The organism is Pseudomonas sp. zfem005 (assembly GCF_032621735.1).
Lineage (GTDB): Bacteria > Pseudomonadota > Gammaproteobacteria > Pseudomonadales > Pseudomonadaceae > Metapseudomonas > Metapseudomonas solani.
In genome coordinates this window covers 97,572-110,913 of the sequence record NZ_JAVYJE010000006.1, presented here as the reverse complement: position 1 = coordinate 110,913, position 13,342 = coordinate 97,572, and the positions used below count along the sequence as shown (strand labels likewise).

At 67.7% G+C, this 13,342-nt stretch carries 11 protein-coding genes and 1 riboswitch; of the genes, 5 read left to right on the top strand and 6 right to left on the bottom strand.

The window, feature by feature from the left end:
• Positions 1-26: 26 nt before the first annotated feature.
• The 3 genes from RTW82_RS14965 to RTW82_RS14955 form a co-directional block, all read right to left on the bottom strand.
• Positions 27-857, bottom strand: coding sequence for an aldo/keto reductase (locus RTW82_RS14965; protein ID WP_410478802.1), 831 nt, complete (start codon positions 855-857; stop codon positions 27-29).
• Positions 839-2,011, bottom strand: a complete 1,173-nt coding sequence (locus tag RTW82_RS14960; RefSeq protein ID WP_316925559.1) for an NAD(P)/FAD-dependent oxidoreductase — start codon at positions 2,009-2,011, stop codon at positions 839-841. Before RTW82_RS14960 ends, RTW82_RS14965 begins: the two co-directional genes overlap by 19 nt.
• A gap of 65 nt (positions 2,012-2,076) precedes the next feature.
• Complete coding sequence (locus RTW82_RS14955) at positions 2,077-2,409, bottom strand: DMT family transporter (protein ID WP_021219791.1); 333 nt, start codon at positions 2,407-2,409, stop codon at positions 2,077-2,079.
• A gap of 86 nt (positions 2,410-2,495) precedes the next feature.
• On the opposite strand from RTW82_RS14955, the gene RTW82_RS14950 reads away from it, so the two are divergent.
• Together RTW82_RS14950 and waaA are read left to right on the top strand one after the other, a co-directional pair.
• On the top strand, positions 2,496-3,380 hold the full coding sequence (locus tag RTW82_RS14950; RefSeq protein ID WP_184490568.1) for a LysR family transcriptional regulator: 885 nt from the start codon (positions 2,496-2,498) through the stop codon (positions 3,378-3,380).
• A 33-nt stretch (positions 3,381-3,413) separates the two neighbouring features.
• A complete protein-coding gene (waaA, locus tag RTW82_RS14945) occupies positions 3,414-4,682 on the top strand; it encodes a lipid IV(A) 3-deoxy-D-manno-octulosonic acid transferase (RefSeq protein WP_316925558.1) in 1,269 nt (422 codons plus the stop codon).
• Positions 4,683-4,700: 18 nt separating this feature from the next.
• On the opposite strand, the gene RTW82_RS14940 is transcribed toward waaA, so the two are convergent.
• Both RTW82_RS14940 and RTW82_RS14935 read right to left on the bottom strand, forming a co-directional pair.
• The gene (locus RTW82_RS14940; RefSeq protein ID WP_410478807.1) at positions 4,701-5,300 is read right to left on the bottom strand and encodes a cupin domain-containing protein; all 600 of its coding nucleotides are present in this window, start codon (positions 5,298-5,300) and stop codon (positions 4,701-4,703) included.
• 80 nt (positions 5,301-5,380) lie between these two features.
• Positions 5,381-7,330, bottom strand: coding sequence for an FAD-dependent oxidoreductase (locus RTW82_RS14935; protein ID WP_316925556.1), 1,950 nt, complete (start codon positions 7,328-7,330; stop codon positions 5,381-5,383).
• A gap of 154 nt (positions 7,331-7,484) precedes the next feature.
• On the opposite strand from RTW82_RS14935, the gene RTW82_RS14930 reads away from it, so the two are divergent.
• Entirely contained in the window at positions 7,485-8,552 is a 1,068-nt protein-coding gene (locus RTW82_RS14930) for an ABC transporter substrate-binding protein (protein WP_410478801.1), read from the top strand.
• Between the two features lie 69 nt (positions 8,553-8,621).
• Complete coding sequence (locus tag RTW82_RS14925; RefSeq protein WP_316925555.1) at positions 8,622-9,413, top strand: class II aldolase/adducin family protein; 792 nt, start codon at positions 8,622-8,624, stop codon at positions 9,411-9,413.
• Positions 9,414-9,566: 153 nt separating this feature from the next.
• On the opposite strand, the gene RTW82_RS14920 is transcribed toward RTW82_RS14925, so the two are convergent.
• Complete coding sequence (locus RTW82_RS14920; protein ID WP_316925554.1) at positions 9,567-11,006, bottom strand: TolC family outer membrane protein; 1,440 nt, start codon at positions 11,004-11,006, stop codon at positions 9,567-9,569.
• 218 nt (positions 11,007-11,224) lie between these two features.
• Positions 11,225-11,331: riboswitch (TPP riboswitch) on the top strand.
• A 93-nt stretch (positions 11,332-11,424) separates the two neighbouring features.
• Here RTW82_RS14920 and thiC point away from each other — a divergent pair.
• Complete coding sequence (gene thiC, locus RTW82_RS14915) at positions 11,425-13,308, top strand: phosphomethylpyrimidine synthase ThiC (RefSeq protein WP_263403791.1); 1,884 nt, start codon at positions 11,425-11,427, stop codon at positions 13,306-13,308.
• Positions 13,309-13,342: the final 34 nt, after the last annotated feature.

Below are 13,342 nucleotides of genomic sequence, written 5' to 3'. Positions count from 1 at the left end.
TCGGGGTCGGCCGCAGTTGCGGCGCTCTAGGGACGGCCTTTCAGCACCTCGGCGGCCGTCGTGACATTGTGGGACAGGTGCAGCGGATTGATGGTTCCGATGATGGCACTGCCGACGCCCGGGTGGCCGAAGATCAGCTCGAAGCTCGCCTTCACCGGGTCGACGCCGGCTCCCACGCAGGCGTGGCCGCTGGCCAGGCCCTTCTTGATCAGGATGCCCTTGGCGTGACTGGCAGCATAGTCCAGCACCGGCTTCTCGCCCTGCTCGGCGAGGTTGTAGGTGACCATGGCGCAGTCGCCGCGCTCCAGCGCCAGCAGGCCGCCTTCCACGGTCTTGCCGGAGAGGCCGAAGGCGCGGATCTTGCCCTCGCGCTTGAGCTCGGCGAGCGTCTCGTAGGCGCCGCTGTCCTGCAGGATACGCAGGTCGTCGCCGTCGGAATGCAGCAGCAGCAGGTCGATGTAATCGGTCTCGAGGCGCTTGAGGCTGCGCTCCACCGAGCGCCGCGTGTGCGCCGGGCTGAAGTCGTGGCTGGACTGGCCCGCCTCGAACTCCTCGCCGCTCTTGCTGACGATCACCCAGTCCTGGCGCTGGCCGCGCAGCAGCGGGCCGAGGCGTTCCTCGCTGCGGCCATAGGCCGGTGCGGTGTCGATCAGGTTGATGCCCAGCTCGCGGGCCAGGCCGATCAGGCGGCCGGCTTCGTCGTCATCGGGGATGGTGAAGCCGGAAGGGTATTTGACGCCCTGGTCACGGCCCAGCTTGACGGTGCCCAGGCCCAGCGGCGAAACCACCAAGCCGGTGTCGCCCAGGGGGCGGTGCAGGTGATGCAGGCTGCTCTGGCTCACAGCAGTTCCTCCCATACCGGTTGCGCCAGGCTCGGGCGCGGCAGTTCGGGCAGGGGCGGCTGCTGTGTCGGTTGCACCCCGTCGCGCTCCAGGGCAGCGATCACCCGGTCGGCGAAGTCCGGGGCCAGCGCCAGCTTGGTCGGCCAGCCCACCAGCAGGCGGCCCTGGTCGGCGAGGAAGGCGTTGTCCGGGCGCACCAGGCCGGATTGGCTCGGTTCGGCGCGGTCCACCCGCAGGGTCGCCCACTGGGCCGCGGAGAGGTCGATCCAGGGCAGCAGGTCGTGCAGTTCCTTCTCGGCGGCGGCGATCTGCTCGGCTTCGTTGCGTGCGACGCCATCGGCTTCGGCGATGTCGCCGCCCAGGTACCAGACCCACTGGCCATCGGCGGCAGGGTGGGTGGTGACGGTGACGCGCGGTTTGGGGCCGCCACCGAGGCAGTGGGCGTAGAGCGGCTTCAGGCTGGGCGCCTTGACCATCACCATGTGCAGCGGGCGGCGCTGCATGCCGGGCTGCTGGATGCCCAGGGCCTGCAGCAGCGCCTCGTTGCCGGCGCCGGCACTGAGCACGATGCGCTGGGCGCGGATGGCGCGGCCATCGACCACCAGCCCGACGAGTTCGTCACCCTCGCGCAGCGGTTCGATGTTGTGGCCCGCCAGCAGGCCGTCGCCGGCGAGGTCCGCCAGGCGCTGGATCAGGCTCGGCACGTCGAGCACCAGTTCGGCGAGGCGGTAGACCTTGCCCTTGAATTTCGGGTGTTGCAGCGCCGGGGGCAGGGCGTCGCCCTTGACCTGGTCGACGCGGCCGCGTACCGCCTTGCTGGCGAAGAAGCTGGTGATGTTGCCGGCCAGCGAGCCGGGCGACCACAGGTAATGGGCGTCGGACAGCAGGCGCACCGGGCGCAGGTCCAGCTCGCCGTTGCCGGCCAGGGCTTCGCGCCAGCGGCGGGGCATGTCGGCGATGGCTTCCGAGGCGCCGGTCAGCGCGCCATGCAGGGCGTACTTGGCGCCGCCGTGGATGATGCCCTGGGACTTCACGCTCTGGCCGCCGCCGAGGCTGGCGTTCTCCACCAGCAGGGTGGAGTAACCCTGGCCGCGCAGGCGTGCGGCGAGCCAGAGACCGGCGACGCCGCCGCCGACGATGAGGACGTCGGTGCTGAGAACCTGGGACATGGAAGCTGCCTCGAAGAAAACCGGCGCGCAGTATAACGCGCGCCGTGAGGCGGGGCCGACGTGGATCAGTGGCCGGTGCTGTTGGAGAACAGCTGGATCACCACCACGCCGGAGACGATCAGGCCCATGCCGAGCATGGCCGGGAGATCCAGCTTCTGCTGGTAGAGGAAGACCGCGGCGATGCTCACCAGGACGATGCCCAGCCCCGCCCAGATCGCATAGGCGATGCCCACGGGGATGCTTTTCACCACCAGGCTGAGCATCCAGAAGGAGATGCTGTAGCCGATCACCACCAGCAGCAGCGGAACGGGTTTGCTGAAGCCGTCGAGGGCCTTCATCGAGGTGGTGGCGATCACTTCGGCGGTGATGGCGATGGCGAGGTACAGATAGCCGGTCATGATGGCCTCCTTTGAAATCAGGCTGCCGATTCTAGTCATCTGGATGATGGGATAAAGTGATTACCTATCTGAATAGGAGATAGGTCATGCAGTGGAACCTGGAGCAGATCCGCCTGTTCGTCAGCGTCGCCGAGGGCCACTCGTTCTCCTCGGCGGCACGCCGGCTCAACCGCGTGCAGTCGGCGGTCAGCAGCGCCATCGCCCTGCTGGAGGCGGATCTCGGCGTCACCCTGTTCGAGCGCAGCAGCGGGCGCCAGCCACGCCTGACGGCCGCGGGCAGCACCCTGCTGGAGGAGGCGCGAGAAGTGTTGCGCCAGTGCGAGCGCCTGGAGGGCCGCGCGCTGGGGCTGGTGCGGGGCGAGGAGGTGCGCCTGCGCCTGGCCCAGGATGAAGCCATGCCCTACCAGCCGGTGCTCGACAGCCTGGAGGCGCTGGCCCAGGCCTTCCCCCTGCTGGAGGTGCAGCTGGCCAGCGGTGCCCAGGGCGATGTGGCGCGCAAGCTATTGGAGCGCCGCGCCGACCTGGGCCTGCTGTTCCACCACGAGCAGATGCCCGAGGCACTGGAGCGCCAGCGCCTGGGCACCATCGAAATGGTCACCGTCTGTGGCGTCGGCCATCCCCTGGCGGGCGTCGGCCATGTCGACCGCCGCGAGCTGGCCCGGCATCGCCAGTTGCTGATGGCGCCCCAGGACAGCCGCTACCCCGGCGGCGAGCAGCTCAGCCCGTCGATCTGGCGTACTGACAGCTTCTACACCATGGCCGAGCTGCTGATGCGCAACCTCGGTTGGGCCTGGCTGCCACGCCACGTGGTGCAGTACCCGACCTACCAGAACCAGCTGGTGGAGCTGAGCAGCGACTGGACGCCGCCGCCGCTGGTGGTGGAGCTGGTGTGCCGCCGCGACGAGGCGCTGGGCCCGGCGGCGCTGTGGCTGGCCGACTGCTTCGCCGAGCACCTCAAGGCCGTCGGCTGATCCCGGGCCCGTGCTCTGATAAGCTCCGCGCCCATGAATCGCACCCTCTATACCCTGCTGTTCCACCTCGGCCTGCCCCTCATCGCCCTGCGCCTGGCCTGGCGGGCCTGGCGCGCGCCGGCCTATGCCCGGCGCATCGCCGAGCGCTTCGCCTTCGGCCTGCCGCCCCTGCAACCGGGCGGCATCTGGGTCCATGCGGTATCCGTGGGCGAGAGCATCGCCGCGGCGCCGATGATCCGCGCCCTGCGCGAACGCCACCCGCAACTGCCGATCACCGTCACCTGCATGACCCCCACCGGCTCCGAACGCATCCGCGCGATGTTCGGCGACCAGGTGCAGCACTGCTACCTGCCCTATGACCTGCCCTGGGCGGCGGCGCGCTTCCAGCGCCTGCTCAAGCCGAAGCTGGCGGTGATCATGGAAACCGAGCTGTGGCCCAACCATATCCACCAGTGCCACACGCGCGGCGTGCCGGTGGTGCTGGCCAATGCGCGGTTGTCCGAGCGTTCCGCCCGTGGCTACGCACGCTTCCACAAGCTGACGGCGCCCATGCTCGCCGAGCTGAGCTGGCTCGCGGTGCAGACCGAAGCCGAGGCCGAGCGCTTCCGCACCCTCGGAGCCCGTCCCGAAGCGGTGACGGTGACCGGCTCGATCAAGTTCGACCTGCGCATCGACCCCGAGCTGCCCGTCCGCGCCGCCGACCTGCGCCGGCAGTGGAGCGCCGAGCAACGCCCGGTCTGGATCGCCGCCAGCACCCATGCGGGGGAGGACGAGATCATCCTCGCCGCCCATCGCCAACTGCTGGCCGAGCGCGCCGATGCGCTGCTGCTGCTGGTACCCCGTCACCCGGAGCGCTTCAACCCGGTATTCGAACTGTGCCGCCGCGAAGGTTTCGCCGCCGTGCGTCGCTCCACCGGCGAGCCGCTGACCGCCGCGACGTCGGTGCTGGTGGGCGACACCATGGGCGAGCTGCTGTTCCTCTTCGCCCTGGCCGACATTGCCTTCGTCGGTGGCAGCTTGGTGCCCAATGGCGGGCACAACCTGCTGGAACCCGCGGCGCTGGGCAAGCCCGTGCTCAGTGGGCCGCACCTGTTCAACTTCCTCGACATCGCCGCGCAGTTGCGCGACAACGGCGCCCTGATCGAAGTGGCCGACGCCGAAGCGCTGCAGAGCGCTGTCGCCAGCCTCTGGCGCGACAGCGCTGCCGCGACCCGCATGCACGATGCCGGGCTGGCGGTGCTCAGGGCCAACCAGGGGGCGCTGGAGCGGTTGCTCGCGGGGCTCGCCCGCCTGCTGGGGTGAGCCCGGGCCAGGCCCGTCTCAGAAGGTCGGCGGGGTGATGATCCAGAGGATCAGCGTGTCCTTGTCGCCGGGGTTGCCGTAGCGGTGGGGCTCCTGGCTGGAGAAGGCGAAGCTGTCGCCTTCACCCAGCAGGAAGTGGCGTTCGCCGACCCAGAGCTCGAATTCACCGCTGAGCACATAGCCCGCTTCTTCGCCCTCGTGGCTGTAGCTCTCTTCGCTGTAGGTGCCCGGGGGGAATCGCGAGTGGAGGATTTCCAGCGAGCGGCTCGGTTGTGGGCTGAGCAGCTCGTCGGTGATGCCGTCGTCGTAGTGCAGGCTCATGCGGCTGTTCTTGCGCACCACATAGCCTTTGTCCGCGTCGGCGGTGGGGGCTTCGCTGGCGAAGAACCATTGGATGGTCACGCCCAGGCTGCGGGCGATGTTGAACAGCGTGGGGATCGAGGGATAGGCCAGGTTGCGTTCCAGCTGGCTGATGTAGCCGGCGGTCAGCGAACTCTGTTCGGCCAGCTCGGCGAGGGTCATGTCGCGGCGCTTGCGCAGGGCGCGGATGCGCGTACCGAGGAACTGGCTCTCGGGCGCATTGGCGGTGCCGGGCGACGGCAGGCTGGGGCTCATGATCCCTCCGGTCCTTGGGGCTGGGCGGAGGGCTGGCCCCGCGCGAACGCGGCATTGTAAAGCAGGCGCGGGCCCGTCGCGCCCTAGATTTCCCAGGCCGCCTGCAACCCCTCGAATATGGCTTCCTCCGCCGTGCGTGCGGCCAGGCAATCACCGATGCGCTGGAAGGGCACCAGGCCTTCCAGGGTCGCCCCCAGCTCATCCAGCGGCTGGTGGCCCTGGCACAGCACCAGGGTATCCACGGCCTCGAACAGCATGGGCTCGCCGCTGGCGGTGTGCATCATGTAGACGGTGTCGTCATCGCAGCCATAGAGCCGTGCATAGGGCGTGATGGGGATGCCGAGGCGGTGCAGTTCGCCCACCATCTGGTCGCGCACATAGAGGGGCAGGCTTTCGCCGCAGTGGGTGCCATTCACCGCCAGATGCACCCGGTGACCGTTGCGCGCCAGGTGCTCGGCGATGCCGGGGCCGATCCAGTCGCAACGCCAGTCGGCGACCATCACCGAAGGGCCGAGCTGCACCTCGCCCCTGAGCACCTGCCAGGCATCGACCACCTGCAGAGCACCGCCGCGCTCGAAATCCGGCCAGTAAGGCGTGGCGCCCGTGGCGATGATCACCTGGTCCGGGCGCTCGCGCTCCACCAGGGCACGGTCGACGCGGGTACTGCGCACCACCTTCACGCCGGCCAGTTCCATTTCCCGCTGCAGGTTGGTGGCGGCACCGCCGAACTCACTGCGCCGGGGCAGCAGTTGCGCCAGCAGCACCTGGCCGCCGAGCTGCGCAGCCGCTTCGAACAGGGTCACCTCATGGCCACGCTGCGCCGCCACGGCGGCGGCCTTCATGCCGGCTGGGCCGCCGCCGACCACCATGATGCGCTGTGCCCGAGTGGCTCTGGCCGGCTGGCCATAGCGCAGCTCGCGGCCGGTTTCCGGGTGCTGGATGCAGGAGATCGGGTAGCCCTTGTGGAAGTGGCCGATGCAGGCCTGGTTGCAGGCGATGCAGGCGCGCACGTCCTCGACGCGGCCGCCGACGGTTTTCTCCGGCATCAACGGGTCGCAGATCAGGGCGCGGGTCATGCCGCAGACATCGGCCTGGCCGTTGGCGATTATCTGCTCCGCTTCCTGGGGCTGGTTGATGCGCCCGGTGACGAACAGGGGGATGTGCAGTCGTGCCTTGAACCAGGCCGCGGTCGGCGCGAGGTAGGCCGCCGCGATGGCCATGGGCGGCGCGATGTGCACGGCGCCGCCGAGGGAGGCGGAGGTGCCGGCTACCAAGTGCACGTAGTCCAGCTCGCTTTCCAGGGCGAGTACGGCCTGCAGCGATTCATCCTCGCTGAGCCCCTGCGGATCGCGCTCGTCGGCGGAGATGCGCAGGCCGACGATGAAGTCCTCGCCGCCGGCCTGGCGAACGGCCGCCAGCACCTCGCGGAGAAAGCGCAGGCGCGCGTCGAGGTCGCCGTTGTAGCCATCCTCGCGGTGGTTGACCCGGGGGTTGAGGAACTGGGCGGGCAGGTAGCCGTGGCTGGCCACCACTTCCACGCCATCGAGGCCGGCCTGGCGCAGACGGCGGGTGGCGGCGCCGTAGCCGGCGACTATCTCGTCGATCATCCGCTGGTCGAGCGCCCGGGGCATTACCCGGAAGCGCTCGTTGGGGCTGACCGAGGGCGCATAGGCCACCGCCAGCAGGCCACTGGCGGTCTCCATGATCTCCCGCCCGGGGTGGAACAGTTGCGACAGCACCAGGGTGCCGTGGGCCTGGCAGGCTTCGGCCAGCTGGCGGTAGCCCTCGATGCAGGTGTCGTCGGTGGCCATCAGCACATGCGACGTGTAGCGGGCGCTGTCGTGCACCCCGGCCACCTGCAGCACGATCAGGCCCACGCCGCCCTCGGCTCGGGTGCGTTGGTAGGCGATCAGCGCGTCGTTGACCCGGTTGTCGGTGGGCAGGCTGGTGTCGTGGCCGCTGGACATGATGCGGTTCTTCAGGCGCTTGCCACGGATGTGCAGGGGTTCGAACAGGTGCGGGAAGGCGTGCATGGCAATCCTCGTCGGGGCTGCTGGAATTCTTATTAATCCATTACTGATTTACCCATAGTAAAAAATCAACTTGTTTTTTAACTGAGCGACAACTAGCGTGATGCGTGCCCCCTGACGGGCCATCCCTGCACAACAAGAACAATGGGAGAACCTCATGCGACACGACTCTTCGCGCCCTTCGCGCGGCTTCCCGAACCTGCCTCTCATTACCCTGCTGGCCGCGCTGATGCCCGCCGTGGCGGCCCAGGGCGCACCCGACATGGTGGTGGTCGGCTACGGCGGTGACGGCCAGAAGGCCCAAGACGAGGCCTTCTTCAAACCCTTTGTGGCCGAGGACGGCAAGCCGCTGATTCAGAGCGAATACAACGGCGAGATGGCGCGCATCCGGGTGATGGCCGATACCGGCCACGTCGATTGGGACCTGGTGCAGATCGAAGGGCCGGACCTGGTTCGGGGCTGCGAAAGCGGGATGTTCGAGCGGCTGGACTGGCAACGTATGGGCGGCAGTGAGCGGCTGATCGAGGATGCCGTCCAGGAGTGCGGCTCGGCCGCGCTGGTGTGGGGTGTCGCCCTGGCCTATGACGCCGACCGGCTGAAGGCTGCGCCCACGTCCTGGGCCGATTTCTGGGACCTGGAGAAATTCCCCGGCAAGCGCGGGTTGCGCAAGCGTGCGGTGTACAACCTCGAGTTCGCCCTGCTGGCCGATGGCGTGCCGGTGGCCGACGTGTACAAGGTGCTCGCCAGCCCGGGCGGCGTGGACCGTGCTTTCGCCAAGCTCGACCAGATCAAGCCGCAGATCCAGTGGTGGGAGGCGGGCGCACAACCGACCCAATGGCTCGCCGCTGGGGACGTGGTGATGACCTCGTCCTATTCCGGGCGCGTGGCGGCGGCCCACCAGGCCGGGCGCAACCTCGACCTGGTGCTGCCGGGCAGCCTTTACGGCATGGATTACTGGGCGATCATCAAGGGCTCCCGGCATGCGCAGCAGGCCGAGCGACTGATCGCCTTCGCCAACCGCAAGGCGCCGCAGCTGGAGTACATCCGCCGTATCCCCTACGGGCCGACCAACCGCGATGCTGCCGCCGCGCTGGACTCTGAACAGGCCCGCTGGATCCCGGTGACGCCCGATGCGCTGGCGGCGAGCCTGCCGATGGATGTGGAGTTCTGGGTCGATCATGGCGAGGAGTTGGAGGAGCGCTTCAACGCCTGGGCGGTACGCTGATAGGGTGCCCCTTGCCCGGCCCACCTCGGCGGTGGGCCGCTTCCTTTTCGATCGACCCTGGAGCCTTCCATGACGCCGCTGCACGCCCCGCTGCCCCCATCGTCCTGCTCCCCCGAGGAGCGCGCCCTGCGCCAGCAACTGGCCGCCTGCTACCGGCTGATCGCCCACTTCCGCATGACCGACCTGATCTTCACCCACATCTCGGTGCGGCTACCCGGGCCGGAGCATCACTTCCTGATCAACCCCTACGGGCTGATGTTCGACGAGATCCGTGCCAGCGACCTGGTGAAGATCGACCTGCAGGGCAAGGCGGTGGAACCCACCCGCTACAAGGTCAACCCGGCGGGCTTCGTCATCCACAGCGCCATCCATGCCGCCCGCGAAGATGCCCAGTGCGTGTTGCACACCCACACCCGCGCGGGCTGCGCCGTGGCCGCTCAGCCGGCCGGGCTGCTTCCGGTGAACCAGATTTCCATGGAGTTCTACGGCCGCGTCGCCTACCACGACTACGAAGGCGTGGCGCTCAACCTCGATGAGCAGAAGCGCCTGGTGGCGGACCTGGGTGACAAGCCGGTGATGATCCTGCGCAACCACGGCCTGCTCACCGTCGGCGAGACGCCGGCCCAGGCCTTCCTGCGCATGTACTACCTGGAGAAGGCCTGCGACATCCAGGTGGCGGCCCAGGCCGGCGGCGAATTGCTGCTGCCGCCCCATGAAGTCTGCGAGCACACCCAGCGCCAGTTCAACGAGCCCGCGCAACCGGCCGGGGAGGGCGAGCTGACCGACCCGGATGCGATGGACCTGGCCTGGCAGGCGCTGTTGAGGCTGCTGGAGCGGGTGGCGCCGGATTATCGGGACTGAGGGTGCATACTACGGGCTAAGCCGTAGGTCGGGTGCAACCCGACTTGCCCCTGTGCATGGTCATCGGCGGGTTTCACCCGCCCTACATGTGTCTGGAAAGGCGCCCATGAAAAAGCCCGGCACGAGCTGGGCTTTTTCATGGGGCGGGACGACTCAGTAGTCGGCCTTGTTCTTCAGGCTGGCTTCTGCGGCCTTGGCCAGGTCCGGGGGCAGGAAGTCCTTGTCCGGGTCGTAGTCGGATTTGAGGAAGCTGGCGAGGGCTTCCAGGTCCGAGGGGGCCAGGGTGCCGGCGGCCTGCTTCAGGCGCAGGTTGTCGAGGATGTAGTCGTAGCGTGCGTTGTTGTAGTCGCGCACCGAGCTGTACAGCTGGCGCTGTGCATCGAGCACGTCGACGATGTTGCGGGTACCGACCTGGTAGCCGATCTCGGTGGCTTCCAGGGCGCTCTGGTTGGAGATGATCGACTGCTTGCGGGCCTTCACCTGCTCCACGTCGGTGTTCACCGCGCGGTGGTAGTTGCGGGTGTTCTGCACCACCTGGCGACGCAGGCTTTCGCGCTGCTGCTCGGTCTGGCTCAGGCGCTGGTAGGACTCGCGCACCTGGGAGCTGGTCAGGCCGCCGCTGTAGATCGGGATGTTCAGCTGCAGGCCGATGGTGCGCTGCTCGACGTCGCTGCCGTAGCGCACCGGGCTGGAACCGGTGTTGCTGAAGCCGAGGCTGTCGTTGTCGCCTTTCTGGTACTGGGCGACGGCGTCCAGGGTCGGTGCGTGGCCGGCCTTGCGCTGGCGCAGGGTTTCTTCGGCGGCGTCGACGGCGTAGTTGCTGGCCTGCAGATTGAGGTTCTGCTGGGCGGCGGTGTCGACCCAGGCCTTGGCATCGTTCGGCGCGGGCACCACCACCGGCAGGGTGTGCTGGATGCCTTCGATGGAGGCGTATTCGCGGTTGGTCAGGGTGACCAGGGCCTGGAAGGCGTCATCCACGTTGCGCTCGGCGATGATGCGGTTGGCGCGGGCGGTGTCGAAGCCGGCCTGGGCTTCCAGCACGTCGGTCTTGTCGGAGAGGCCGACATCGAAGCGCTCGTTGGCCTGGTCGAGCTGGCGCTTGAACGCCGCTTCTTCAGCCTTGGTGGACGCCAGGTTGTCCTGGGCGCGGAGCACGGCGAAGTAGCCTTCGGCGGTCTGCAGGATCAGGTTCTGCTGGGTCGCGGAGAATTCCAGGGAGGCCTGCTCGGTGCTGGCCTCGGCGGCCTGCAGCTGGAACCAGCGGTCGGCGCGGAAGATCGGCTGGCTCAGGCTGGCCTGGTAGGCGATGCCGCTGCGGGAGCTGGTGGCCGACGGCTCATCGAGCTTGGTGCGGGTGTCGTTGGCGGTGGCGCCACCATTGATCTGCGGCAGCAGGCCGGAACGGGCCTGGGGCACGGCTTCGCGCACGGCTTCGAAGTTGGCGCGCGCGGCGGCGAGATCGGCGTTGTTGTCTACGGCGTCCTTGTAGACGGTCACGAGGTCCGTCTTGGCTGACAGCGGGGCCTCTGCTGCCCAGGCGCTACCCGCGAAAGCGGAGGCCACGGCAACAGCCAGTGAGAGTCTGCGCAGCATGATCAATCCTAGATTCAGTGAAGTCGGGCAAGGCTACGGCTGCCATGGTACGCGGTCAAGACGGCCCCATGGCGGGGTCAGTGTAGTTTGCAACACGTTATGTTGCTTGCCGGGAACAATGAATGCGCGACGCGGTCCGGGCGTCGGTTTCGGACGGACTGGTCATTTATTTCTGACCTTGGGGTTGGTTTTGTTCGGGGGGCTTGTTTAGACTGGCCGCGTTCTTGTCGGGGTGCCTCGAATCGGAGGCTGAGATCGGAAAGTTCCGGATCCCGTTGAACCTGATCAGGTTAAGGCCTGCGTAGGGAACAAGATGCGCCTCCCCCGCCTTGCAGCATTCTTGGGAGGTTCCTCTCGGCACCGGTCCCGGTGCACTCTGCCTTTCAGGTTCGCTCCGACATCACCCAGGAGCTAGCCGATGACTGCAAAACAACAAGCGAACCTGAGCGAGAGCGCCCAGGTCGACCAGCAATCCATCCAGCCTTTCCCCCGTTCCCAGAAGATCTACGTGCAGGGTTCGCGCCCGGACATCCGCGTGCCGATGCGCGAGATCAGCCTGGACGTGACCCCCACTGCCTTCGGCGGCGAGATCAACGCCCCGGTGATGGTCTACGACACCTCCGGCCCCTACACCGACCCGAGCGTGACCATCGACGTGCGCAAGGGCCTGGCCGACGTCCGCTCGAAATGGATCGATGACCGTGGCGACACCGAGCTGCTCGCCGGCCTGTCCTCCAGCTTCGGCCAGGAGCGCCTGGCCAGCCCCGAGCTGACCGCCATGCGCTTCGCCCACGTGCGCAACCCGCGCCGGGCCAAGGCCGGGCGCAACGTCAGCCAGATGCACTATGCCCGCCAGGGGATCATCACCCCGGAGATGGAGTTCGTCGCCATCCGCGAGAACATGAAGCTGGCCGAGGCGCGCGCCGCCGGCCTGCTCAAGGAGCAGCACGCCGGGCACAGCTTCGGCGCCAGCATCCCTGCGGTGATCACCCCCGAGTTCGTGCGTGACGAAATCGCCCGCGGCCGCGCCATCATTCCCGCCAACATCAACCACACCGAGCTGGAGCCGATGATCATCGGCCGCAACTTCCTGGTGAAGATCAACGGCAACATCGGCAACTCGGCCCTGGGCTCCTCCATCGAGGAAGAAGTGGCCAAGCTGACCTGGGGCATCCGCTGGGGCTCGGACACGGTGATGGACCTGTCCACCGGCAAGCACATCCACGAGACCCGCGAGTGGATCATCCGCAACTCGCCGGTGCCCATCGGCACCGTGCCGATCTACCAGGCGCTGGAGAAGGTCGGCGGCATCGCCGAGAACCTGACCTGGGAGCTGTTCCGCGACACGCTGATCGAGCAGGCCGAGCAGGGCGTCGACTACTTCACCATCCATGCCGGCGTGCTGCTGCGCTACGTGCCGCTGACCGCCAAGCGCGTCACCGGCATCGTGTCCCGTGGCGGCTCGATCATGGCCAAGTGGTGCCTGGCGCATCACCAGGAGAACTTCCTCTATACCCACTTCGAGGAAATCTGCGAAATCATGAAGGCCTACGACGTCAGCTTCTCGCTGGGCGATGGCCTGCGTCCGGGCTCCATCGCCGACGCCAACGATGCCGCGCAGTTCGGTGAGCTGGAGACCCTCGGCGAGCTGACCAAGATCGCCTGGAAGCACGACGTGCAGTGCATGATCGAAGGCCCCGGCCATGTGCCCATGCAGCTGATCAAGGAGAACATGGACAAGCAGCTGGAGTGCTGCGACGAGGCGCCGTTCTACACCCTCGGCCCGCTGACCACCGACATCGCACCCGGCTACGACCACATCACCAGCGGCATCGGCGCCGCCATGATCGGCTGGTTCGGTTGCGCCATGCTCTGCTACGTCACGCCCAAGGAGCACCTGGGCCTGCCGAATAAGGATGACGTGAAGACCGGGATCATCACCTACAAGATCGCCGCCCACGCCGCCGACCTCGCCAAGGGCCACCCGGGCGCGCAGATCCGCGACAACGCCCTGAGCAAGGCGCGCTTCGAGTTCCGCTGGGAAGACCAGTTCAACCTCGGCCTCGACCCGGACACCGCGCGCGCCTTCCACGACGAAACCCTGCCGAAGGACTCGGCCAAGGTGGCGCACTTCTGCTCCATGTGCGGGCCGAAGTTCTGCTCCATGAAGATCACCCAGGAGGTGCGCGACTACGCCAAGGAGAATGGCCTCTCCGAGGAAAGCCGCGCCATCGAGGCGGGCTTCCAGGAGCAGGCGGCGCGCTTCAAGGACGAAGGCTCGGTGATCTACAAGCAGGTCTGACCGACCTCGCGGCTACAGCCAACGGGCCCGGCGC

What these genes read in the sequence shown, in the direction of transcription:
- RTW82_RS14935 (WP_316925556.1), bottom strand. Translation starts at nt 7,330, where the DNA reads ATGCACGCCTTCCCGCACCTGTTCGAACCCCTGCACATCCGTGGCAAG.
- RTW82_RS14955 (WP_021219791.1), bottom strand. Translation starts at nt 2,409, where the DNA reads ATGACCGGCTATCTGTACCTCGCCATCGCCATCACCGCCGAAGTGATC.
- RTW82_RS14960 (WP_316925559.1), bottom strand. Translation starts at nt 2,011, where the DNA reads ATGTCCCAGGTTCTCAGCACCGACGTCCTCATCGTCGGCGGCGGCGTC.
- RTW82_RS14950 (WP_184490568.1), top strand. Translation starts at nt 2,496, where the DNA reads ATGCAGTGGAACCTGGAGCAGATCCGCCTGTTCGTCAGCGTCGCCGAG.
- RTW82_RS14930 (WP_410478801.1), top strand. Translation starts at nt 7,485, where the DNA reads ATGCGACACGACTCTTCGCGCCCTTCGCGCGGCTTCCCGAACCTGCCT.
- RTW82_RS14965 (WP_410478802.1), bottom strand. Translation starts at nt 857, where the DNA reads ATGGGAGGAACTGCTGTGAGCCAGAGCAGCCTGCATCACCTGCACCGC.
- RTW82_RS14925 (WP_316925555.1), top strand. Translation starts at nt 8,622, where the DNA reads ATGACGCCGCTGCACGCCCCGCTGCCCCCATCGTCCTGCTCCCCCGAG.
- thiC (WP_263403791.1), top strand. Translation starts at nt 11,425, where the DNA reads ATGACTGCAAAACAACAAGCGAACCTGAGCGAGAGCGCCCAGGTCGAC.
- waaA (WP_316925558.1), top strand. Translation starts at nt 3,414, where the DNA reads ATGAATCGCACCCTCTATACCCTGCTGTTCCACCTCGGCCTGCCCCTC.
- RTW82_RS14920 (WP_316925554.1), bottom strand. Translation starts at nt 11,006, where the DNA reads ATGCTGCGCAGACTCTCACTGGCTGTTGCCGTGGCCTCCGCTTTCGCG.